This window comes from Terriglobia bacterium, assembly GCA_020072785.1.
In the GTDB taxonomy this organism is placed as follows: domain Bacteria; phylum Acidobacteriota; class Terriglobia; order Acidiferrales; family UBA7541; genus Acidiferrum.
The window spans coordinates 728,847-751,576 of sequence record JAIQGG010000002.1 but is presented as its reverse complement, the minus strand read 5'-3'; the positions used below and the strand labels follow the sequence as shown (position 1 = coordinate 751,576).

The window sequence follows — 22,730 nt, the reverse complement described above, 5'->3', positions numbered from 1 at the left end:
TCTGCCGCTCCGCCTCTGCTCCGCGAGGTCCCGCACCGTGGGTAGCCTGGGCCTCGTCGGCATCATCATCGCTCTCACCCTGGCCTTCGAGTTCACCAACGGCTGGCATGACGCCGCCAACTCCATCGCCACCGTCGTCTCCACCCGCGTGCTTACCCCCTTCCGCGCCGTGGTCTGGGCCGCCTTCTGGAATTTCGTCGCGGCCTTCGCCTTCGGCACCGCCGTGGCCAAGACCATCGGCAAGGGCCTCGTACACATCGAGATGGTCAACGAGCACGTGCTCCTCGCCGGGCTCATCGGCGCCATCCTCTGGAACATGATTACCCTGGCCCTCGGCCTGCCCACCAGTTCCTCCCACGCCCTTATGGGCGGCTACGGCGGCGCCGCCGTCGCCAATGCCGGCTTCCGCGCCCTCGTCCTCCACGGCTGGACCATGCCCGTGCTGTTCATCTTTCTCGCCCCCATCATCGGCCTGATCATCGCCCTGCTGGTCAGCGTGGCCACCAGTTGGCTGGCCCGCCACCAGCGCCCCCTCAAGGTGGACCGCTGGTTCCGCCGCTTGCAGCTCTTCTCTGCCGCCGCCTACAGCCTGGGCCACGGCACCAATGACGCCCAGAAAGGCATGGGCATCATCACCGCCGCCCTGGTCGCCGGCGGCCTCATGAAGACCTACTCCGTGCCTTTCTGGGTCATCATCTGTTGTCACTTGGCGATGGCCGGCGGCACCATGGCCGGCGGCTGGCGCGTCATCAAGACCATGGGCCAGCGCATCACCAAGCTGAACCCCTTCGGCGGATTTTCCGCCGAAGCCGCCGGCGCTCTGACGCTCGGCGTCACCGCCCATTTCGGCATTCCGGTGAGCACCACGCACACCATCACCGGCGCCATCGTGGGCGTCGGCGCCTCGCACCGCCTCACCGCGGTGCGCTGGGGCGTCACCCGCCGCATCGTCTGGGCCTGGGTGCTCACAATCCCTGGCGCCGCCCTCTTCGGCGCCGCCCTCTTCCACGTCATGCACTCCTTCCTGCCCTGACGCCCTCCGCAGCGCCACCCGCCCCCACTCCCTGCCCCCTCTCTTCCTTCCCAATTTCGCTTTTCGAATTTCGAATTTCGGCGGGTGCCCCAGACGTCAGCTCGTAGATTGTTGGGGGGGCCCACGTGTCGGTGTTACACGTGGGTCTTCGCTCTGCGCGGCTGTTCGTTTACGGGCTCTCTAATCCACCCGATTCCCGTGCACCTACTCCGGTGATCATTTCCGTTCCAGAACAGCTCCATCGCAACTCTCTCTGTGAATTCTTCCGCCGCCCGTAGCGCCAACCTGTAGCGCAGGGCTGCGCCCTGCGGCTTTCTCTTGCTTTTCGACGGCCGCCTGCTCTTCGCACCTCTTCTTGCCTCTCCTTCTGCCCTCTTTCCTATGCGCTCTTTCCTATGTAGCGGCCGGGCTTTAGCCCGGCCCAGCTCCCAAACCTGGAGCAAAGAGCGATCTCGGATGGCCTTCGCTCTTATCGAAGCCCACCCGATATGGTGCCCTTTTATCACTCCGGAATGACGTATGACAGTGGTATCCTCGCCATGATCTGCGAGAAACGAAATGCGCTCCGAAGAATGCGCCACCCGCAGTCCGGGAGAAACTAACCATATGAAGCATCCGCATTCATATAGAGCTCTCGTCTTCGTTGGAACAGTCCTGGCAGTTCTCCTCGCCCTATTCGTGCACTATACGTCGGCTCAGACGTACAACCGGGAAGGGGATGCATGGCTAAGCATGAACTCCGACACCCGGCTTGGTTTTGTCTGGGGCTACACGATTGGACTAAGCCGCGGATTTGCACAAGGGTGTGAGGCATATTACGAAGTCGCGCCGCCGCAGGAACCACACAGCTTTCAGGACGATCTGTTTGGCAAGTGTGCCACCAGGGGCGTTGGCTTCTCCAAGCCCGTGGCGTATTACGAGAAACAGATCACGGATTTCTACACGTCGTTTCCCGCAGAACGCAAAGTGCCGTTTGAGGACGTCCTAAAGAAGCTGTCCGATTCCGAAAACATGACGCCCCAGCAGATGCACGAGTGGTTCAAGGAACACGGATACAAAAAATAGAATAAATGGGCGGGTGGCGCATGGAACCTTCCCTCTTGTTTGCTGATGCAAGAACCACGCGGTGGGAACGAGCGAAGCTCCCCAACCATGCATAAAGACCAATTCCGGGTAGCCCATCCTTTGCGGTTTTTCAAAGGGTGGGCTCTTCCTCTTTCGCGAGTAGCCCAGGTTTGATCAAGGGGCACCCTCATCGCACTACCCCACGCTGACTTGCCGACGTGGTATCCTCTCGCCGTGCGCCGCCAGGAAGAAGGGAAAAATCCGCAGGAGTGGACGACCCGCCCAGTAATTAACAATCGAAAGGGACCATACCTGCGAGCTTCCAACGGAGGGCCGTGATTTGTCGCTTCTCACTGTGTCCATCCAACTGATGTACCTGATATGCCCCGCAGTCTTGATTGCACTGATCAGTGCGATTCTCTGGCGCCCGTCGGAGTCCAGCAGAGTGTGGCTGTTTTCCATCTTTATCGTGGGCCTCTTGTCCCTTTTGCTGTTCCTGTTCTCGCATCTGTGGGTCCTGCGCTCATCTATCGCGGTAGCTTTCGCCGGAGGAGGCGTCCTGGTCGTTTATTCCTGTCTTGCTATCTCAACAGGTATTCTTGGCAACCGTATTTTCCGCCCGCCTTGGAGGTACGCCTCGCTCCTCATTGCCATCTACGGCATGCTCGTGCTCCTACAAAGGCTGAAGATTTACTGGCTTATTCACCGCAAATAAAGAGTGTTCGAGATGTCGGGCGGGTGGCGCATGGAAACTTCCCGTTTGTTTGCTGCTGCCAGAATCACGCGGTGGGCACGAGCGAAATTCCCCAACCTGGACTAAAGAGCGATTTCGGGTGGTCTACCCTTTGTGGTTTTTCAAAGGGTGGGCTCATCCTCTTTCTTCTTTCTCTCCCACGCTCATTCAAACACGGGTGGCTCAGGTTTGATGAGGGGCACCCCATCGCACTACTCCACGATAACTTACAGAAGTGGTATCCTCTCACCGTGCACCCCAAGGAAGAAAGGAAAATCCGAAGGAATGGGCCACCCGCCCATTTCAACGTTCACCCGGTGATAATCGACCCGCTCTATAACCCTCCGCGAGCAACTGGGAACATGCACTTTGGCGAACACAACCTTTTCAGTCCCCTAGGGTGGGCTGCTCACTGTGTCGGAGATGGGGCATGCTTTTAGGATCGCGCAGGCTGGCGAACGCTTTTGGAATAGCCAGCGTCGTTCTTTCTTTCGGCTATTGGGTATACATGTACATCCCGACCGACTGGCCGCATCCGGGGAGGTACGAGGTATCGCTGGTTGCTTTAGTTGCAATGCTGTGCGCAGCCCTGGCGACAGCTTTGATCGCAGGCCTCTGGGGTTCGAGGTGGTGGTTTCTAGCTGTCGCAGGCCCTGTCTGCGGCGCGATGTTTCTCCTATCACTTCAAACTTAACGCTGGCTGGTGGCCCAGACGTCAGCTCGTAGATTGTTTGGGGGGGGGTGCCCCACGTGTCGGTGTTACACGTGGGTCTTCGCTTTGCGCGGTTGCTCGTTTACGGGCTCTCTAATCCACCGGATCGATCGGCACCAATCCGGTCTCCCCTTTCTCGTAAAAGAGAGCACTGCTCCACATCCAAGCGCCCGGATTTTTCACCAGTCCCCGTTTCACGGGATTGGCATGCATGTATTCCAGCTTCTCCCTCTTCTTCTTCGCGCTGTAGACATTGAAGTCGTAAAATCTAGGCTGCCAAAATCGCGGCAGCCCGCCGCCAGCGCTCATGAATGGCAGCCGCAACTGCGCCGTCGAAATGCGGCGTTTGTTTCTCCGCAAATCCCGTGAGACGCGCTGCTTCAGCGCTTTCAGCACTACCGAGGGCGTAACCTTCGGCGGCTCGCTGATCAAAAGATGCACGTGGTCTGGCATCACCACGTATCCCACCAGCAGAAATTTATGCCGCTCGCGTATCTTTCCCAGTGCGTGCACGAACACGTTTCGCGCACGAATCGTCCTCAGCAGCGGCAGCCGCCGGTAACAACTGAAGGTAAGAAAATGCAAATCCCCGCGTCCGTAGTAGCGTTTGAGCTTTATCGGCATCGGAAAGACCCCACGTGCAAAACCGGCACGTGGGGCACCCGCACGCCCGCATTTTAACGCTCCAGTGAGATGCAACAATGATATTCTCCCGTCGTGTATTCCTTAGCGAGACAAAAAAGACAATCATCGGTGGCCTCTGGGCCACCCGCCATCTTCCCGTGAAGGAGTAATACAAACAGTGTGCACAAACACTCTAAATGGCTTCTTAGCGTGGAGCTTGCTCACCATTTTGTGTGTCGGATTTTCACCGCTTCAGACGTCGGATGAACCCGCAGGTATTAAGGTTGTCCTTGAACGAGTCGAGAGGGTGAGTCGCGACGAGGTTCACTTCTCGCTGAAGGTGGCCAATATGTCAGGCAGACCGGCTTTCCTGACTGGGATCAATTACGAATCAGGGCCACGCCTCTATCCCGTGTTTCTTGAACAGTGGCGAACGAAGGAAGGCTGGAAAATCGTGATCCCTTGTGTGGACACGCCACCCCCGGACGTGGTCAAGCTGAACCCAAGCGGGGCCACAACTTTGGACTTCGTCCTTAAGGTTCCCCTGTTTGGGGTCTGTAAGGAACAGAACATTCGGCTCGAAGGCAAATTCCGATTTCGAATCAATTATTTCGAAACTGAAGAGAAGGCACGAGCCTACCTGAAGAAGTTCTTCTCTCAGAGCTGGCGAGAGGCACACGCCGCCGTCGCACTGTCGGAGCCATTTGAGATTCCACCGTTCCGCGACCAAGCGGGTGGTTTAGACTTAATGAATAAGCAGATTCGGGGTGCTCCCCATCACACTAATCCAAGCTAATTTACAGAAGTGGTATCCTCGCCGTGGGCTGCGCGGAGCGAAATGCGATCCGAAGAATACGCCACCCGCCCGCCCTTTATGCCTCGATACCTCGAAATCAAATGCGACCCCTGCAAGAGAATGATGGCTACTGACTTTTGCTCTCCTGCCCTTGATTCCGCTTCAACAACGCGCGTTTGCGTAGCCTATCCCTATTGCCATATAAGAAACCTTCGTTTTTATTCCGACCTGAAACCGTTTGTAGTTTCTCGACCAAGTGCTCGAATGAGCTAAGCTACGGTATGGCTCCCGCTCACGACCCGTCTCCTGTGTGAGACGCCTCCTTGTAACTTCTAGTTACTCGAATTTCAGACCTAGTGCCTTCGAGAAATTCCGCATCAGATAGTCCCCGGACGCTTTTATATCGTCCCAATGAGTGTTTCCAGATGCGATGTCCTCCAACATCAGGAACTCGTTGTCATACTCACCGACAATAAACTTCACCTCTTCGTCTCTTTGGGCATCGCAAGCCATCGTCCAGTTAAAATCGGCTCCCTCGTATGTGTCACTCACTCGCACATAATAGAATAGGTTTCCGAAATAGATAACGAGAGCATGTGTCCGCTTAGTTTTTGCATCACCAGCGCAGACGATTGCGTGTTGGTGGGGGCCAATGTGAAAGCTGGCCTGAAAATTGTCGTTTAGAAACAGGCGAGCGGGCGTCGGAGTACCTCCATTGCGGCAATAGTTTCTTACCGTATCGAACGTTCCAGAAAGCGCATACCCTACGCCGGTCTTCAGGGCGAGAGCCGCATAGGCAGCCTTCGCAGCAGTTCGCAGTCCGCTTTGTCTTCCAATGAAGTCCAATGAAACATGGACTACAGCATCGACTTCACGTGCTAGGTCCGCGATGGGGGCGTTCTCAAGTTCAATTCCTTTGCTCTTCGCCTTCTCGATGATTTTCTCAGCGTCCCCTTTCTTGAAGGTCCTGTAGATGATTTCTTTTCTGCCCGCTTCGTCTTGCCGCTCAATCTTCATTGGAGGTATTTCGATTTTGCCCTCTGGTTTGATTGTGGCCACATGTGCTTGACCTTCGATTTCCACTGTTGCCTTCAGGCTAGGCACCTTGCCCTCTCTGTTCTCAATCCCCAACAGTTGCCGAACAATTGCGAATCCATTGATGAACTCCGCTTCGAATTGCGTCGAAGCAGTGCTATTGCAAGTGGCGCACGTCCCATTTGCGAGCACCACACACCCACCTAGCGCGTCAGGAAAGATGTGTTCCTCCGTTAGGTTCTCCGCCGAACCGCACAAGATGCATTTACTCATATTTCTTACCTTCGTCCGCACTGCACGCGCAGTTTGCCGCCGGGTGCCTTGGGTGCTAGTTTCGCACCTGGGGCTTTTGACTTTGCTTTTTTCTTGTTCGTCTTGCTGCCGCCCGCACCGTTAATCCCGCCCCATTGCCGTCCACTCCTCAATTCTCCCCGTTCCCTGCATAACATTTAACCAGTTGATACCCCCATGCTATCCTTCCCCGTGTTTGCCAAGCTCCAGCCCCGGCCCGATCCCCAAGTGACGCTCTCTCGTCTCGTCCTCTTTTCCGTCCCCTTTATTCAACCCCTTTGCTTTCAAACTCTTACACACTCTTTTCCGCAACGGCGTTCATGCAACCCTTTTCTTTTCAATCGATTCCGCACTCTTTCCATCGCTACGGGGGGTGGGGGGTATGAAAGAGCCATCACCTTCAACCGTCACTTTACATTTCCCCGTGCACGCCTCGCGCGGGCTATTCTCTTGCTTCCTTACCTCCTTGCGTCATTACCCCTCACTTCTGCTATATTTTCAACGACATGACTGATACCCGCGCCAATTTCGCCACCGTCGAGGAAGCCATCGAAGAGATCCGCCTGGGGCGCATGATCGTCCTGGTGGACGACGAGGACCGCGAAAACGAAGGCGACCTGGCCATGGCCGCGGAAAAGGTCACCCCGGAAGCCATCAACTTCATGGCCAAGTACGGCCGCGGCCTGGTCTGCCTCACCCTCACCGAGGAGCGCTGCGACGAGCTGCACCTGCCGCTGATGTCCTCCATCAACACCTCGGCGCACGGCACCGCCTTCTGCGAAGCCATTGACGCCCGCCTGGGCACCACCACCGGCATCAGCGCCTCCGACCGCGCCACCACCATCCTCGCCGCCACAGACCCCAAGACCAAACCGCAGGACCTCGCCCGTCCCGGCCACGTCTTCCCGCTCCGCGCGCGCAATGGCGGCGTCCTCGTGCGCGCCGGCCAGACCGAAGCCTCCGTGGACCTCGCGCGCATCGCCGGCCTCAATTCCGCCGGGGTCATCTGCGAAATCATGAACGAAGACGGCACCATGAGCCGCGTCCCGCAGCTCCTCGACTTCTGCCGCCTGCACAACCTCAAGATGCTCACCGTCGCCGACCTCATCCGCTACCGCATGCAGCACGAGCGCTACGTGCGCCGCGTCGCGGAAACCGTTCTGCCCACGCGCAACGGCGACTTCCGCATGATCGCCTATGCCAGCGACGTCGACCGCGACCAGCACATCGCCCTCATCCGCGGCGATCTCGAGGGCCCCACCCCGCCCCTCGTCCGCGTGCACAGCCATTGCCTCTCCGGCGACGTCTTCGGCTCCACCTCCTGCGATTGCCACGACATCATCGCCCGCTCCCTGGAAGCCATCGCCCAAGCCGGCCGCGGCGTCTTTCTTTACCTGCACCACACCGGACGCGGCTTCGGCATCGAGACCGGCGACGCCGAGCCCGGCGCGCTCCCCAAGATCCACTTCCACGAACGCGGCCAGATCGACCGCGAGCTCGCCTACCAGCGCATGGTGCAGCACGAAAGCGGCATCGGCGCGCAGATCCTCATCGACCTCGGCCTCAAGGATATCCGCGTCCTCACCAACCACCCCAAAAAGGTCGTCGCCCTCGAAGGTTACGGCATCCGCATCGCCGATCAGGTGCCCCTGCGCATCGACACACCCCGGCCGACGCATCAAAAACTCTAATGCCAGAGACGGACACCGCGCTCGCTTCTCTTCACTCTCCTGCGGTTTCACTCTTTCGTCTTTGCGCTTGGCACTCGGAGCTTCTGCTGCACCGCTGGCGGGGCCTTGTTCCCCGGCGCAGGCGTCTTCCCCATCGTCAAGTATTTCCGCATCTTCTCCAGGCGCTTGCGCCCGATTCCCCGGATCGCCAGCAAATCGTCCACGCTCCGGAACGTCCCGTACGACTTGCGCATCTCCACGATGTTCTTCGCCGTCGCCGGACCGATTCCCGGCACCTGCTGCAGTTCCGCCGCCGTCGCCGTATTGATGTTCACCGGCCGCACCGGTGGCTTTTTCGTGGATGCCTGGAGAATTACCGGGGAGAGGAAAAATAGCAGAACAACGAACAGGGACAGCCGCGGAACTGGTGACCGCCACGCCATGGCGGGATTATGATGCCTGCACCACGTATATAAATCAACAATCGGACGAGGCCGCCGCCTTCGGACGCCGATCCTTGCGCCCTTACTCCATGTGCTGGCCCTGCGCGTCGTACACGTCCACCTCCCCGTACAGAGCGGCCTGGGCCTCGATCTGCGCGCGATCGCCCACCACCACGATCTGCATGTTCGCCGCATCGAAGTGCCGGCGCGCCGCCGCCAGCACATCCGCCGCTGTCAGCGCGCGGATGCCGTCGCGATAGGTTTCCAGGTAGTCGTCCGGCAGCTCATTCAGCGCCACCGTAGCCAGCTGCCCGAGAAAGCCGCTCTGCGTGCCCAGCCCGAGCGAGAAGACCCCGCTCAGATAGTTGCGCGCGTCGGCCAGTTCGTCTTCCGGCACTGGCAGCGCCCGCATGCGGTCCAGCTCGTAGAAGATTTCGCTGAGCGATGCGGCCACCACGTCGCTGCGCACCGCCGCGGAAACGGAAAAGTAGCCGTGCTCGCGCAGCGCGTTCACTCCGCTGCGCGGACTGTACGTGTAGCCCTTGGCCTCGCGGATGTTCATCACCAACCGCGAATTGAACGCCCCACCGTAGATGCTGTTCGCCAGGCTCAGCCGCAGCCAGTCCGGATGCTTGCGCGTGATCGCCGGGCAGCCCGTCACGATCTGCGCCTGCACCGCGCCCGGCAGGTGCACGAAATGCACCCGCCGCCCGCGCAGCCGCGGCGGCAGCGCCGGAGTGCGCGCGGCCGGCTTCGGCCCCGTCCACCCGCCGAAGATTTTCTCGATCTGCCGCAACATCGCTTCCGGCTGAAAATCTCCGACCATCAGCAGCAGCGCATTCGCAGGCGCGTAGAACTCCTTGTACACCGTGACCAGCTCCTCCAGCCGGTACGCCGCCACCTGCGCCTCGCTCGGCGAGACCTGCGCGTAGGGATGGGCCCCGAAGAGCACCTTGCGCAGCCGCTCCCCCGCCAAAAACCCCGGCGTGGTCCGCTCGATGCGCACCTCCTCCAGCTTCTGCCGGCGCTCGCGCTCGAATTCGCCCTCCGGAAACGACGCCTCCCGCGCCAGCTCGCTTACCAGCGCCAGCAGCGGCTCGGACAATTCCGAGAGCCCGTCGAAGGAGATCGCCGTGGTATCCGCTCCCGCGCCGGTCGAAAGATCGGCGCCGATGCGCCGCAGGTCCTCTTCGATCTGCCGGCTGCTGCGGCGCGCCGTTCCCGTGCGCACCACCGTCGCGGTCATCTCCGCCAGGCCCGGCGCGCGCTCGGCAGCCGCCGCGTTCCCCGAGCGGAAAAAGAGCTGCCCGGTAAACTTCGGAACGCTGTGCGATTCCGCCAGTACAATTTCCAGGCCGTTCGCCAGCCGCGCGCGCGTGCGTTTCGGCCAGCGCACCGGGCGCTCCGCCGAGAGCGCTGGCGCCGCGATGCGTGTTTCGGGAGCAGGACTGGTAGCCATTACGCCGCCTCCTTCTTCCCCGCCACCGGCTGGCGCAAGACGATCGCCCGCTTTTCTGGGCGCAGATATTTCCGCGCCGCCGCCTGCACCTCCGCGGGCGTCACCGCCAGGAAGCCGTCCAGGATCGTGTTCACCAGTTGCGGCTCGCCGTCGAACAGCGTGAAGCACGCCAGCAGATGCATCAGCCCGTAGCGCGGCATGCTCCCGCCTTCCAGCGTCGAATAGTAGTCCGAGCGGAATTTCACCTTGATCGGCTCCAGTTCGTCCGCGGCAAGGCCCTGCTCCTGCATCTCCCGGATGACGGCGTCGAATTCCGCCAGCGTCGCCTCCGCGCTGATCTCCGGCTTGTGCAGGATTCGCGTCACCATCTGCATCGGCCCGTTGTAGTCGAAGACGTCGCCCATCGGATAGTGAATCCCGCCCGCGGTGTCCACGGCGATCTGCTTTTCCAGCACCAGCCGCCGGTAGATGCGTCCGGCGCGCCCCCCGTGCAGCGCCTGGTCCAGCAGCGCCATCGCGCACCAGTCCTTGGTGCGCCGCTCCGGAGCCCGGTAGCCGATGGCCATGGCCGGCAGGGTCCCGAACTTCTCCTCCACGCTGCCGCGGCGCTCTTCCGTCTGCTCCGGCTCGCTGGGATCGGCGAAGGGCGGCGCGGCGCCCGCCGCAATACCGCCGAAATGCTTCTGCGCCAGCGCCAGGCCTTCTTCCGGCTGCACGTCGCCGAGCATCAGCAGCACCGCGTTATTCGGCGCATAGTAGGTCTTGAAGAACGCCTGCACGTCCGCCAGCGTCGCCGCATCCAGGTCGGCGAAATCCCCGTAAAAATTGTGCGCGTTGGCCCAGTTGCGAAAGGCCACCGGCGGCAGGTCCAGCCACGGAAAGCCCCCGTAGGGCTGGTTCAGCACGTTCACCCGCACCTCTTCCTTCACCACGTCGCGCTGGTTGCGCAGGTTTTCGTCGTCCACCTGCAGCGCGCGCATGCGGTCGGCCTCCAGCCACAGGATGCGCTCCAGGGCGTTCGACGGCACGGCCTCGAAATAGTTGGTCACGTCGTAGTGCGTCGAGCCGTTCAGCGTCCCGCCCGAGGAGTTGATCAGCTTGATGTGCGCCATCTTCGGCGCGTTCGCCGAGCCCTGGAACATCATGTGCTCGAACAGGTGCGCGAACCCGCTGCGCCCGCGCGGCTCCAGCCGGAACCCGATCTTGTAGTACACCCCCACGGTCACGATCGGCGCCGCCGCGTCCGGCGCGATCACCACCCGCAGGCCGTTCGCGAGCGTCTTGCTTTCCACTCGAATCTGCAACGTGTTCACCCTTTTCCCCCGCTGGCTTTTTTCTGCAGCTTGGCTTCCTCAAAAATCCGATCCAGCGCCGCGCGCGCTTCCTCCGGCCTCCGCGCCAGCACCGCCGCACCCAGCCGGGCCAGCGCTTCGTGCGCCGCGCCGTACGCCGGCGGAAACTCCCGCAAGGCCGCGGCATGCGCCGCAACGACTCCATAATCGCCGCGCGAGAGCGGCCCGGTCCACGCTGTCGCCGGCCCCAGGCGCTCGAAATTCTCCAGCATCTGCCGCGTCAGCGGCAGCAGCGCGCGCAGCGCCTCGCGCCGCTTCATCCCCGTGGCCAGCAGCATCTGCGTGGCCGCCTCCATCACCGCCAGCACATGCCCCGCGGCCAGCGCGCACGCCGCGTGGTACAGCGGCTTCTTCTCCCCCGGGATACGCACCGGCACGCCTTTGAGCGCGCGGATGATCTGCCGCGCCACGCGCAGCGCCGCCGCGTCTCCTTCGATCGCAAACACTTTCCCTTCCAGCGGCGGCACACCCACTCCGCTGAACGTCTGCAGCGGGTGCATGGAGCCCACTGCGGCGCCGCAGGCGCGTACCGCTCCCAGCACGCGCGCATCCAGCGCGCCGCTCGTGTGCAGCACCACCTTGCCGCGCAATTCCTCGCCGCCGATCCGTGCCAGCTCCCCCGCAACATCCGCCAGCGCGCGGTCCGGAACCGCGATCAGGATCAATTGCGCGCCCAGCAACTGCCGCGTCAGCCTGCCGTACGCCTGCCCCGCCCCGATAAAGCGCACCGCGCGCCGCGCGCTGCCAGCGCTGCGGGTCACCACGGCGCCAATCCTCCAGCCCAGCCCGCACAGGCGCTTGCCCAGCGCCCGCCCGACGCGTCCTCCGCCCAGGATGGCCATGCTCCGATTCATCGCGGATGCTAGAATAGCCTGTCAGCGAATCCGCTGCCAGAAAACTCCGTCTTGCATAACCTTTGGGCCATCTGCTTTGCCGGCGTCACCCTGGCGTGGTTTCTCCAGGGCCTGCGCTCCATTCGCGGACTGCGCCGTCTGCCCCACCTCCGCGACGCTTCTCCGCTCCCTCCGGCAGACTGCCCTTCCGTCACCCTGGTCTTCGCCGCACGCGACGAAGCAGAAAAACTCCCCGCGGCCCTCGCCACCATGCTCGCCCTCGACTATCCCGCCCTGCACTTCGTCGCCGTCAACGACCGCTCCGCCGACTCCACCGGCGCCATCCTCGACGCCGCCGCCGCGCGCGACCCGCGCCTCCGCGTCGTGCACCTCCGCGAGCTGCCTCCCGGCTGGCTCGGGAAGACCCACGCCCTGCACTGCGGCGCGCAGCAGGCGCGCACCGACTGGATCCTCTTCACCGACGCCGACGTCCTTTTCGCTCCGGATGCCCTGCGCCGCGCCATGACCCTGGCCTTGCGCGGCTCCGCCGATCATTTCACGCTTCTCGCGCAGATCATCGTCCACGGCTTCTGGGAAAAAGTGGTCATCCCCTATTTCGGTCTGGGCTTCGTCTTCGGCAGCGAGCTCTGGCGCGTCTCCGATCCGCGCTCCCGCCGCTACATGGGCGTGGGCGCGTTTCAGCTCGTGCGCCGCGCCGCCTACGAATCCTGCGGCGGCCATACCCGCCTGGCTCTCGAAGTCATCGACGACATGAAACTCGGCCGCCTGCTCAAGCAGAGGGGCTTCCGCTCTCAGGTGGCCTTCTCCGATGCCTGGGTGCGCATCCGCTGGCACGCCGGTCTTGCTAATCTCGTACGCGGCGTGGAAAAGAATTTTTTCGCGGGTCTCGAATACCGCCTCGCGCTGGCGTTCCTCGCCGTCGCCGTGAACATCTCCGTCAGTATCGCGCCGGTGATCGCCCTCTTCGCCGCCACCGGCTGGACCAGGCTCTTCGCCGCCACCGCCACTCTCGGCGGCATCGTGGTGCAGGCATTTCTCGCCGGCGCGATCACCGCGCAGGTCGCTCCGGCCTACGCCCTTTTCCACCCCGCCGCCGCGGCCATCTTCGACTACATGCTCGCGCGCTCCGTTGCCGTTACCCTCTGGCGCGGCGGCGTCACCTGGCGCGGCACGTTTTATCCCCTCTGCCAACTCAAACGCGCCTCCCGCAATCCTCTCTGACCCCGCTCTTTTCCGAATCCTGAAGTGCGGTTTTTTTCAGGTGGGTTGTAAACCGACGTTGCGCCGGGAGCGCCGGAACATGCAAGCGTGCTCGTGTTGCAGCGGGCGGGGGAAGAGAAAGATAACGCAGAGACGCAGAGGGCGCGGAGGGTACGCAGACGAGGGCCACATCTCTTTATCCTTGTTCCGGCGCGGCGGGGTTCGTCTCCGCCGCGAACAACCCCGCCAGATCCTTCTCCTTCAGCGCGCGGATGCGGTCGCGGAGCTGCGCCGCCCGCTCGAACTCGAACTTCTTCGCCGCGTCGCGCATCTGTCCTTCGAGTTGCTGCAGCACCTCCGCCAACTGCGCCTCGTTCTTGACGTTCGCCGTGAGCGCATCCAGCTCGCCCTCGTCCGCGGCCAGCGTCACGTAGTCCGCCGCCACGATCTTGGCCAGCTCCATGTCCACCGATTTCACGATGGAGAGCGGCGTGATGTTGTGCTCCGCGTTGTACTCCAGCTGCTTCTCCCGCCGCCGGTTGGTCTCCGCGATCGCCTCGTTGATCGACCGCGTGTAGCGGTCGGCGTAGAGGATCGCCCTGCCGGAGATGTGCCGCGCGCACCGCCCCATGGTCTGGATCAGCGCCGTCGTACTCCGCAGATACCCTTCTTTGTCCGCGTCCAGAACCGCCACCAGCGAAACTTCCGGCAGGTCCAGCCCCTCGCGCAGCAGGTTGATCCCGATCAGCACGTCGAACTCCCCGCGCCGCAGATCGCGCAGGATCTTCACCCGCTCCAGCGTCTCGATCTCCGAGTGCATGTAGCGGCAGCGCACGCCCACCTCCGCGAAATACTCCGCCAGGTCCTCGGACATGCGCTTCGTCAGCGTGGTCACCAGCACGCGCTCCTTGCGCTCCGCGCGCACCCGGATCTCTTCCAGCAGGTCGTCCACCTGCCCCTTCACGGGACGCACCTCCACCAGCGGGTCCACCAGCCCCGTCGGCCGGATCACCTGCTCCACGAACGCCCCGCCGGTCTTTCCCAGTTCGTACGGCCCCGGCGTCGCCGACACGTACACCGCCTGGTTCACCCGGTGCTCGAACTCCTCGAAGGTCAGGGGCCGGTTGTCCAGCGCCGAGGGCATGCGGAAGCCGTAGTCCACCAGCGTCTGCTTGCGGGCGCGGTCCCCGTTGAACATCCCGCGCACCTGCGGCACCGTCTGGTGCGACTCATCGAGGAACAGCAGGAAATCCTCGGGCACGTAGTCGAACAGCGTCGGCGGCGCCTCCCCCGGCAGGCGCCCCGAAAGATGCCGCGAATAGTTCTCGATGCCGTGGCAGTAGCCGATCGTGCGGATCATCTCGATGTCGAACATCGTGCGCTGCGTCACCCGCTGCGCCTCCACGAACTTCCCCTGCTTCTCCAGTTCGCGCTTCCACCACTCCAGCTCTTCGTAGATCCCGGTGATGGCCCGCTCCTTCTGTTCCGCGCGCACCACGTAGTGCGTCTTCGGATAGATGGGCAGCTTCGCCAGGTCCTCGCGTCCCGCGCGCACTTCGCCGGTCAGCGGATCGATCTGCCGGATCGCCTCCACCTGCTCGCCCCACATCTCGATGCGGTAGGCCATGTCGTCGTAGGGCGGGTAAATCTCGATCACGTCGCCGCGCGCACGGAACGCCCCGCGCCGCAGCTCCTCGCTGCGTTCGTACTGGATGTCCACCAGCCGCCGCAGCAGCGCCTCCCGCGACGTCTGCTGTCCCTTCTCCAGCATCACCAGCATCGCGAAATAGGCTTCCGGCGAGCCGATGCCGTAGATGCACGACACGCTGGCCACGATCACCACGTCCCGGCGCTCGAAGAGCGAGCGCGTCGCGCTCATGCGCAGCTTGTCCAGCTCGTCGTTGATCGTCGCTTCCTTCTCGATGTACAGGTCCGCCGCGGGCACGTACGCTTCCGGCTGGTAGTAGTCGTAGTAGCTGACGAAGTATTCGACCGCGTTCTCCGGAAAAAAGCCCTTGAACTCGTGGTACAGCTGCGCCGCCAGCGTCTTGTTGTGCGCCAGCACCAGCGCCGGGCGGTTGGCGCGCTCCATCAGCTTGGCCATGGTGAACGTCTTGCCCGACCCCGTCACCCCCAGCAATACCTGGTGCTTTTCGCCGTCCTCGATGCCCCGCGAAAGCTGCTCGATCGCCGCCGGCTGGTCCCCGCGTGGCTGATAGCTGCTGTGTAGCTTGAAATCCATCGCGCTGCCCCTCAGGCGCGTCTCGCGCCCCTTGCACAAACTTTCATTATACCCCGCCGGGCAAACTCAGCCTCTTGCGCGGCTACGCTACTCGCTCCTTGAGAGGCGGCGAAATTTGTCCCGGCCTGTCCCGGTCGGGAGCGCCCTCGAGGGATGTCGCCGGCTGGCCACAACTCAGGGGGCGTCACGGACAAGCGTGAGCCCGGAATCAGTCTTCAGTTCGGTGGTGGTGTGGATTTTTCGGCCGCCGTCCGCGGTGGACACGGTGACGTCGCTGCTCTGCCAGCCGGATTCGCTCGCGCTCTCCACCAGCCCGCTCGCCAGCGAGATGCGCGTCAGCGATTCGTTGGCTCCGCGCGCTGTCCCCGCGGTGCGCAACCCCTTCTCGCGGAACGCTTCGGGCGTGGCATCCTTGCCCCCGCCCTTGCGGATCAGCAGGCTCCGCGCGCGGATCACCGCGCAGGTTTCCGCCGCCGCGCTCCCTTTTCCCGCCGCGCCCGCCGCCAACAGGCACGGCTCGTTCCCCACATAAGTGAACTGCCGCACCCAGCGCAGCCCCGCGAGCGGAATCGCCCCGCCCACTTCCTGCTCATCGCCCCAGCGCTCGCCCGGCGCAATTCCCTTTTGCGGGATGCCCCGCCCGCCGAAGACCTGCGCGACCCACCCATGCAATTCCTCCGCCGCACCCGGCGCCGCCTGCTCGTGCCCGGAGCAGTCGGCCGCGCCGCTGCCGTCCAGCACGCATTCGAACGCCTTGCCCTCCAGCGCAGCCGCGCCCCGCGCGCCATTTTTCGCGCTGCGCGGGGAACCCGCCGCATTCTCCGTGCCCCGAGTCACCGCCACCCGCTCGTAGGTCACGCGCAGCCGCACCACGGGCCGCGCATTGCTCCCCCCCGCGGCGGGCTGCACGTCCAGCACGTCCACCCGCAACCCGATGCCCAGCGCCAGTTCCGCATCCGCCGCAGGCTCCGGATCCACGATCACGCTCTCCGTGCGGCTCTTCGACGTGCTGTGAAACGCCAGTTGATACCGCAGCATCTGCCCCTTCGCCAGCCGCGGCGCCAGCACCACCCTGCCCTGTTTTTTTTCCGCCGCCGCGGCGCTCCCCGCGAGCAGCATCCCCAGCAACGCCAGCTGGCACACGCGCTTCATGGCAACCGCCGGATCGTCACGCTGACGGAGAGTTTCGCCGCGAACCGCGGCGCCTCCGGCAAACCTTCCACGGGCGCCAGCGTCCATGATGTTTCGCGCGCCGCCGAGCGCACCGCGCTCAGTAAACTCCCGTCCAGCAAACTCACCGTGGAAAGCGCATCCGCGAAAAAACTCCCCCGCCGCGCTGCCGCCTCTCCCGGCTTCCCCGCCGCCGGAATCTCCCCGGTCAGTTCCTGCGTCACGTGCAGCGTCGCCGCCGGCGCATCCCCCGCCGCTGCGGCCCATTCTCCCGTCTCCGCGCCCTGCACCGCGTTCCACGGCGGCACGCGCCCTTGCGGCCGGTGCTGCCAGCGCTCGCCAAAGCGCAGCGGGGCCGCCGGCAGGATCACGCTGGGCCGCAGCGCGTGCAGCAGCCACGGCGCCAGCAGCCGCGGCTCCTCCTCGCCAAATCCCGCGGCCTCTTCCGCCTGCAAGCCCTGCATGTGCCCGTCGCGCGCCTCGCGGTAGCGCAGCACAAACGGCTGCTCCCACTTCGCGGCCGCGCCCCGCAGCGCCTCCTGCAGCTTGCGCGCTGCCGCGTCCTCTTCGGGCTCGCAGCGGTATGCGGCCGCCACAGGCTCCCGCATCTCTTCGATTTCCGCCGACCCGTCGCCCAGCACCGCCACGATGCGCCGCGCGGCGTTCCACGTCAGGGTGCCCTCCGCTGCCTGCGTGAACGGCCGCACGTAGGTCTTCGCCCCGATCGTTTCCGGCCGCACCCCGCGCAACTCGCTCCGCACGGTAACTTCCACGCGATAGCTTTCCGCCGCGCCCTGCGCAAACGTGCGCAGCAGCGGCTTTTCCTGCGCCGGCAGCGCCGCCGCCACGGCGCACAGACACGCCACGCCGCACCACACTCCCGCCTGTCTGCGCCTCATCCGCACCCGGCCGCCCCGCTACTCACCGCGCCGCTTTCGCCGCACCCGCCGCCGCGCCGCGCATCTCCCGTTCGAAGAAATCCGCTCCCGCGCGATACGCCTCCACCCAGTGCCGGTACAACAGGAAATCATGCACCTCGTCCGGGAAAATCAGCTGCTCGACGTGCACCCCGCGCGGCCGCAGCCGCGCCACCAGGTCCACCGTCTGCGTGAACATCACGTTGCGGTCGTCATCCCCGTGCACGAACAGCACCGGCGAGCGCCACGTGTTCACCGCCGTCACCGGAGAGGATTCGTGCGCCAGCCGCGTCAGCTCCGGCGGAATGTTTTTCCCGTCCCAGTTGTCGGTCGGCCAGTCGTGCACGCCGTGCAGGTCTACCCCCGCGGCGAAGAGATCGGAATTGCGCGCCAGTCCCAGCGCCGTCAGGTACCCGCCGTAGCTCCCGCCCCACAGCCCGATCCGCCGCGAATCCACGTCCTCGCGCCCGCGCAGGTACAGCCCCGCCGCGACCACGTCCTGGTATTCGCTGGCCCCGCGCCCCGCGCGCCCCGGGGCTTCCCGGAACGCCCGCCCGTAGCCGACCCCGCTGCGGTAGTTCAGCGACAGCACCACGTAGCCGCGGCTGGCCAGGTACTGGTTCATCGCATAGGCGTTCGAGTAGTAGTACATGTAGTGCCAGCCCAGCAGCATCTGCCGCATCGAGCCGCCGTGCATGAACACCACGGCCGGCCGCTTCTCCCCCGCCTTCGCTCCCGGCGGCAGAAAAAGCTGCACGTGGATCGCCAGCCCGTCCGTCGAAGTGATCACCTCTTGCTGCGGCACCACCAGACTCGCCGCCGGAAAATCCGCCGGCAGCGTCTCTGCCGCAAGCTGCTTCGCCTTCCCCGGCACCTCCAGGCTCGCCACAAACGGCCGTCCCGGCCACCGCGCATCGGACGCCAGATACGCCAGCGTCTTCCCGTCGCCCAAGATCGCCGGGCTCCACTCGATCCCCTCGCCGACGGTCACCCGCTGCGGTTTGCCTCCGGCCACGCCGGCGCGCCACAGGTGCCGCCGGTCCACATCCTCGCAGTTGGAGCTGAACACGATGACGGCACGGTCCGGTGAAAACGCCCACTGCTCCACTTCGCAGTTCCCCGGCGTCAGCAGTTGCGCCGCGCCGCCCTCCGCGGAAATCGCATAGAGATGCTGCCACCCGTCCTGCTCCGAGGCGAATACCAGCCGGTTCCCCGCTCCCCAGTGCAGCACGCCCCCGCCCGTATCCCCCGCCATGTACGGAAACGAACCTTCGGCTGTCGCCGTGCTCTTCCACACTTCTTGCGCGCCGCCGCTGGCCACCTCCCCCACCCAGATGGCCCACGGATGCGCCGCGTCTGGCGCGATGAAATAGCCTTCCGGCGTGTCCCGCGGAACCGCCGGCCGCCGCACGAACGCGATGCGCTTGCCGTCGCCCGACCACTGCGGATCGCCGTCGCTGTCCACCGACGGCGCGAGATACCGCACCGTCTTGGCCGCCGCGTCATACACCGCGATAAAACTGTGATCCCCGCGCAACGACGCGAACGCCAGCTGGCTCCCATCCGGCGACCACCGCGGCTCCGTGTTGCGCCCCCGCGCCACCACCTGCTGCGGCTTTTCTTCTCCCGCCAGCGCCGCCAGCCAGATCTGCCCGTCCTTCCCGTACGCCACGACGCCCCGCGCGGAAATCCTCGGCGAATTCCCCGCATCGATCCGCCTGGCCTCGCCTCCGCTCCAGCGCACCGCCCACACCGCCTGCTCCGCCCCCGCGGGATTGCTCGTGGGATTCGGCGCCTGCCCCGCCGCATTCTTCTCCCCGCCACGCACGTACACGATCGTGCCGCCGTCCGCCGAGAACTCCAGCTCCGCGATTTCCTGCCCGTCATCCTCGCCGTATTTCGTCAACTGCCGCGCCGCAAACTCCGGCCCTTCCGCCACCCAGATGTTCCGCCGTCCTTCCTGCGCGAACGTCCACGCCACGCGGCTGCCCGCCCGCGCCGCCGTCAGATTTTCCGGAAACGGCGCGCGCAGCACCTGCTCCAGCGTGAACCCCTTCTGCGCCCCCGCCCGCGGCGCTCCCCCCATCACCAGCACAACCACCGAGAAAATCAGCAGCACACGGCTCTTCATCGCCAGCCTCCGTTGTCGGGCTTCTCTCCCTGGTTCCCGGCGCCTTTCCGGCTCATCTCTGGTCCGCTCCGGCGCCCATACTACAATGACCAACCCTCAGCGAATTTGCGTCTCCACCGCAACCTGCGGCTCATCCAGCGAGCCGCTGAGCCGCAGCAGCCGGATCGTTCCCGCGCCTTCCGCCGCACGCTTCCCGGCCGCCGTCTGCAGCGTGAGTTCCGCGCGGCGCGCAAAGCTTACCTTGCCGCTCACCAGCACCTGCTCCCCGCCGCTCCCCAGGCGCAACGGATCGAACACGATCGAGCTCTGCCGGATCGCAAAATCCCCGGTGCCCGCGGTCCACCGCGAAGTCCCCGCCCGCGGCGCGCCCGCCGCCAGGCTCGCCGGAACATCCCACCCGCGCAGCGCCACGTTTCGCAACTGCACGCGTCCGCGCCCTTCCAGCGTGCGCAGCAATTCCTCCCGCCCCACGCCTTCCGTGGCCAGCCGCAGTTCGCCCGTGGCCAGGCCCTCCAGCCGGTTCACCGGCGCGCGCGGCCCCTTGCCCGGCGCCAGCAGCTCCCCCAGCCGGACCTTCTCCAGTTGCGCCTCCAGGAGATAGCGCGGCCGCGGCGCAAAGTCCGCCTGCAGCGACCCGCGCACCATGCCTCCGGCATATTCGGCCGTGGCTTCGCGCACCACCAGGCGGAAGTCGCGCAGCGATGCCGCCGCTTTCACATTCGTCAGTCTCAGCCGTTCGATGCTGAGCTGGTCCACGCGGATCTCGCCCGCGGCGCGAATCCGCCGGATCAGCTCGCTGGCTCCCGCTCCTGCACCCCGCGCCGTGTTTCCCAGCAGCGACGGCAGCAGCCGCTCCAGCCAGCCCGGCCGCGCCCGCGGCCCCGTCCAGCGGTCCAGCTCCGCGGCGTTCAGGTGATCGGCGTGCAACTGAAACTTCCAGCCTGGCGCCCCTTCAGAAACTTGTCCGCCGTCTTCCTCGATCTCCCCGGACCACTCTGCGCCGAATCCTTCCACCGACCCCAGGCGCGCGCCGCGCTTCCCCTCGCGCCACAACAACTGTGCCTCGTGCAGAACCAGCGGCAGGTTCAACCCCGCCGCCTGCAGTTCACCTGTGGTCACATCCACGTGCCCGCTCAGCTTCGCGCTCCGCGGACTGCCCTGCCACTCCCAGCGCAGCGCGCCCGCGGCGCTGCCCTTGCCCTTCCACCCGCGCTCCAGCGGCCGCCCCAGGGCTGCCGCCAGCGCCAGCACGTCCTCCCCGCGCTCCACGCGCCCCTCCAGCGTGAACCAGCCCGCACCGCTCTCCAGATCGTGCGCCGCTTCGGCCACCACCGCGTTCGCCGGCACCTCAACATGCCGGCTTAGTACTCCGCGCTTTGCCGGAGCTTTTTTCGCGCCCGCCGCCGGCAGCGCCGCCGGCACGGCGCCCAGCGCCACCCACACCGGCTCCAGCTCCACCCGGCCGCGCACCCGCCCGCCCTGCACCGGCCCGACGTGCAGCGCCTGCTTGAGCCCCGGCACGCGCAGCGTCGCCCCATTCATCGCAAACGCCGCATTCTGCAGGGTAAGCGGCCAGCCGTTCAGCGTTGCGGCCCCGGTCAGAAAGCCTTCCGCCGCTGTCTCCTCGGCCACATTCTCATGAAATCCGCGCACCCACGCCAGCACATCCGCCATCTGAATTCCCGCGGAATCCAGCCGCAGTTGCATGGCCGGCCGCGCGCTCAGCGAAACCACCGCCTCGCCGCGCACATTCGAATGCGGCCCTTCCACCACCAGCGGCGCCACGCGCACTTCCTTCCCCGTGATGTTCCAGCGCCCGTCCAGCAGCACATTCACCGCCGGATTATCCCGCCGCTCCGTCAGGTCCCAGCGATGGATGCGCTGCGAGCGCGCCTCGATATGGAAACTCCACTCGCCGCCCGGGCCGCCGCTCGCCGCGCCGCTTCTCGCCACCGCGTCTACCGTCACGTCCCCGCGCAACCCGTAATCCTGCCCGCGCACCAGCCGCAGCAGATCGGCCAGCGACACCTCGCCCCAGTGCACGCGGATCTCCGCGGGCTGCAGCCGCGCCGAGGTCCCCGCCAAGTCGCCGCGCACCAGCAGCGTCCCCGCGGCCTGCAGCAGCGTGCCGCTGCGCCACGGCTCCGCTTTCAGCCGCAGGGTCCAGCGCCCCGGAGCAATCTGCTCGACACTCCCGGTCACACCCGTAAACGCAAGCGGCAGCTTATCCTCTCCATTTTTGAAATTGATGCGCCCTTCGTCGAACTCCACGAGGTCCAGGCGAATCGGCGGCGCCGGCGGCGCCGCAGGACTCGCCAGCGGCGCTCCCGCAGCCCCGCCCACCACCCGCGCCGGCGGCAGCCAGCGCTCCAGGTTCCACCGCCCCGCGGCGTCGCGTACCAGATTCAGGCTCGGCCGCGTAAACGAAAACGTCCCGAACTCCAGCCGCCCGCGCAGCAGCCCGCTCCAGCGCAGCCCCGCCGTCACCTGCTCCGCGCGCAGAAAATATTCATACCCGAAAGCCGGATCTTCCCCGACGCTCACCCCCTGCGCCTCCAGCCGCGGGCTCGGCAGCAGGCTCAGTTCGAAGCGCTGCACTTCCACCGGCCTTCCGAACGCTGTCGCAAAACGGGCCGTAAACGCCCGCTTCAGCCGCCCCGTCTGCAGCGCCGCGTTAAACGCAAAGTGCCCGGCCACCAGCGCCAGCACTACCAGCCCCGCCCGCCGCAGCCATCGTTTTCGCATCATGAATTGTGCCCGGAATTTCCGCCCTGAAAGTTTCGCAAAGTGCCCTCCAAAAGGAAAGCCCGCCTCGTGGCGCGGCGCCGCTCGTACGGACTTCCGCCTCGGCCGCCGGTGGAACAGGCTTCCGCCGGTTCTCTTCACCCGGAGCAGGCAACCTGCCGGAAGCCTGTGCGACGCCATCGCGTTGCGTATTTTTTCGCCGGCGGAAATGATGCGGGGTTTGCTTCGCTCGTTCTGCAGGGATGGTTATGGGGCGGA

Annotated in this window: 17 protein-coding genes; 6 read left to right on the top strand and 11 right to left on the bottom strand. The window is 64.9% G+C overall.

Going from position 1 to position 22,730, the window contains the following annotated elements; all coding sequences use genetic code 11:
• Position 1 precedes the first annotated feature (1 nt).
• The 3 genes from LAN61_06445 (at position 2) to LAN61_06435 (ending at position 2,813) form a co-directional block, all read left to right on the top strand.
• Positions 2–1,033 (top strand): inorganic phosphate transporter, encoded by a 1,032-nt coding sequence (locus LAN61_06445; protein ID MBZ5540145.1) that lies wholly within the window; start codon positions 2–4, stop codon positions 1,031–1,033.
• Positions 1,034–1,639: 606 nt separating this feature from the next.
• The gene (locus tag LAN61_06440; protein ID MBZ5540144.1) at positions 1,640–2,098 is read left to right on the top strand and encodes a hypothetical protein; all 459 of its coding nucleotides are present in this window, start codon (positions 1,640–1,642) and stop codon (positions 2,096–2,098) included.
• Between the two features lie 394 nt (positions 2,099–2,492).
• A complete protein-coding gene (locus LAN61_06435) occupies positions 2,493–2,813 on the top strand; it encodes a hypothetical protein (protein MBZ5540143.1) in 321 nt (106 codons plus the stop codon).
• An 823-nt stretch (positions 2,814–3,636) separates the two neighbouring features.
• Here the strand turns inward: LAN61_06435 and LAN61_06430 are convergent.
• Positions 3,637–4,245, bottom strand: a complete 609-nt coding sequence (locus LAN61_06430; GenBank protein ID MBZ5540142.1) for a transposase — start codon at positions 4,243–4,245, stop codon at positions 3,637–3,639.
• 229 nt (positions 4,246–4,474) lie between these two features.
• Between LAN61_06430 and LAN61_06425 the strand changes: the two genes are divergently transcribed.
• Entirely contained in the window at positions 4,475–4,963 is a 489-nt protein-coding gene (locus tag LAN61_06425; protein ID MBZ5540141.1) for a hypothetical protein, read from the top strand.
• A 336-nt stretch (positions 4,964–5,299) separates the two neighbouring features.
• Here the strand turns inward: LAN61_06425 and LAN61_06420 are convergent, their stop codons facing one another.
• A complete protein-coding gene (locus LAN61_06420; GenBank protein ID MBZ5540140.1) occupies positions 5,300–6,271 on the bottom strand; it encodes an HNH endonuclease in 972 nt (323 codons plus the stop codon).
• Positions 6,272–6,795: 524 nt separating this feature from the next.
• On the opposite strand from LAN61_06420, the gene ribB reads away from it, so the two are divergent.
• Positions 6,796–7,980 carry a 3,4-dihydroxy-2-butanone-4-phosphate synthase gene (gene ribB / locus LAN61_06415; GenBank protein ID MBZ5540139.1) on the top strand — a complete coding sequence of 395 codons (1,185 nt, stop codon included), beginning with the start codon at positions 6,796–6,798 and terminating at the stop codon, positions 7,978–7,980.
• A 47-nt stretch (positions 7,981–8,027) separates the two neighbouring features.
• On the opposite strand, the gene LAN61_06410 is transcribed toward ribB, so the two are convergent.
• The 4 genes from LAN61_06410 to LAN61_06395 form a co-directional block, all read right to left on the bottom strand.
• Positions 8,028–8,402, bottom strand: coding sequence for a helix-hairpin-helix domain-containing protein (locus LAN61_06410; GenBank protein ID MBZ5540138.1), 375 nt, complete (start codon positions 8,400–8,402; stop codon positions 8,028–8,030).
• Between the two features lie 82 nt (positions 8,403–8,484).
• Entirely contained in the window at positions 8,485–9,861 is a 1,377-nt protein-coding gene (locus LAN61_06405) for an insulinase family protein (protein ID MBZ5540137.1), read from the bottom strand.
• Positions 9,861–11,174, bottom strand: coding sequence for an insulinase family protein (locus tag LAN61_06400; protein MBZ5540136.1), 1,314 nt, complete (start codon positions 11,172–11,174; stop codon positions 9,861–9,863). Before LAN61_06400 ends, LAN61_06405 begins: the two co-directional genes overlap by 1 nt.
• A complete protein-coding gene (locus LAN61_06395; GenBank protein ID MBZ5540135.1) occupies positions 11,171–12,067 on the bottom strand; it encodes a DUF2520 domain-containing protein in 897 nt (298 codons plus the stop codon). Before LAN61_06395 ends, LAN61_06400 begins: the two co-directional genes overlap by 4 nt.
• A 51-nt stretch (positions 12,068–12,118) precedes the next feature.
• Between LAN61_06395 and LAN61_06390 the strand changes: the two genes are divergently transcribed.
• Positions 12,119–13,288 (top strand): glycosyltransferase, encoded by a 1,170-nt coding sequence (locus LAN61_06390; GenBank protein MBZ5540134.1) that lies wholly within the window; start codon positions 12,119–12,121, stop codon positions 13,286–13,288.
• Positions 13,289–13,463: 175 nt separating this feature from the next.
• Here LAN61_06390 and uvrB read toward each other — a convergent pair whose 3' ends face one another.
• The 5 genes from uvrB to LAN61_06365 form a co-directional block, all read right to left on the bottom strand.
• Positions 13,464–15,509, bottom strand: a complete 2,046-nt coding sequence (gene uvrB, locus LAN61_06385) for an excinuclease ABC subunit UvrB (GenBank protein MBZ5540133.1) — start codon at positions 15,507–15,509, stop codon at positions 13,464–13,466.
• 174 nt (positions 15,510–15,683) lie between these two features.
• Entirely contained in the window at positions 15,684–16,661 is a 978-nt protein-coding gene (locus LAN61_06380; protein MBZ5540132.1) for a hypothetical protein, read from the bottom strand.
• Entirely contained in the window at positions 16,658–17,578 is a 921-nt protein-coding gene (locus LAN61_06375; protein ID MBZ5540131.1) for a hypothetical protein, read from the bottom strand. Before LAN61_06375 ends, LAN61_06380 begins: the two co-directional genes overlap by 4 nt.
• 22 nt (positions 17,579–17,600) lie before the next feature.
• On the bottom strand, positions 17,601–19,727 hold the full coding sequence (locus LAN61_06370; GenBank protein ID MBZ5540130.1) for a prolyl oligopeptidase family serine peptidase: 2,127 nt from the start codon (positions 19,725–19,727) through the stop codon (positions 17,601–17,603).
• A 96-nt stretch (positions 19,728–19,823) separates the two neighbouring features.
• A complete protein-coding gene (locus LAN61_06365) occupies positions 19,824–22,475 on the bottom strand; it encodes an AsmA family protein (GenBank protein MBZ5540129.1) in 2,652 nt (883 codons plus the stop codon).
• Positions 22,476–22,730 lie beyond the last annotated feature (255 nt).

What these genes read in the sequence shown, in the direction of transcription:
- LAN61_06365 (MBZ5540129.1), bottom strand. Translation starts at nt 22,475, where the DNA reads ATGATGCGAAAACGATGGCTGCGGCGGGCGGGGCTGGTAGTGCTGGCG.
- LAN61_06370 (MBZ5540130.1), bottom strand. Translation starts at nt 19,727, where the DNA reads ATGAAGAGCCGTGTGCTGCTGATTTTCTCGGTGGTTGTGCTGGTGATG.
- LAN61_06410 (MBZ5540138.1), bottom strand. Translation starts at nt 8,402, where the DNA reads ATGGCGTGGCGGTCACCAGTTCCGCGGCTGTCCCTGTTCGTTGTTCTG.
- LAN61_06440 (MBZ5540144.1), top strand. Translation starts at nt 1,640, where the DNA reads ATGAAGCATCCGCATTCATATAGAGCTCTCGTCTTCGTTGGAACAGTC.
- LAN61_06420 (MBZ5540140.1), bottom strand. Translation starts at nt 6,271, where the DNA reads ATGAGTAAATGCATCTTGTGCGGTTCGGCGGAGAACCTAACGGAGGAA.
- uvrB (MBZ5540133.1), bottom strand. Translation starts at nt 15,509, where the DNA reads ATGGATTTCAAGCTACACAGCAGCTATCAGCCACGCGGGGACCAGCCG.
- LAN61_06405 (MBZ5540137.1), bottom strand. Translation starts at nt 9,861, where the DNA reads ATGGCTACCAGTCCTGCTCCCGAAACACGCATCGCGGCGCCAGCGCTC.
- LAN61_06375 (MBZ5540131.1), bottom strand. Translation starts at nt 17,578, where the DNA reads ATGAGGCGCAGACAGGCGGGAGTGTGGTGCGGCGTGGCGTGTCTGTGC.
- LAN61_06380 (MBZ5540132.1), bottom strand. Translation starts at nt 16,661, where the DNA reads ATGAAGCGCGTGTGCCAGCTGGCGTTGCTGGGGATGCTGCTCGCGGGG.
- ribB (MBZ5540139.1), top strand. Translation starts at nt 6,796, where the DNA reads ATGACTGATACCCGCGCCAATTTCGCCACCGTCGAGGAAGCCATCGAA.
- LAN61_06395 (MBZ5540135.1), bottom strand. Translation starts at nt 12,067, where the DNA reads ATGAATCGGAGCATGGCCATCCTGGGCGGAGGACGCGTCGGGCGGGCG.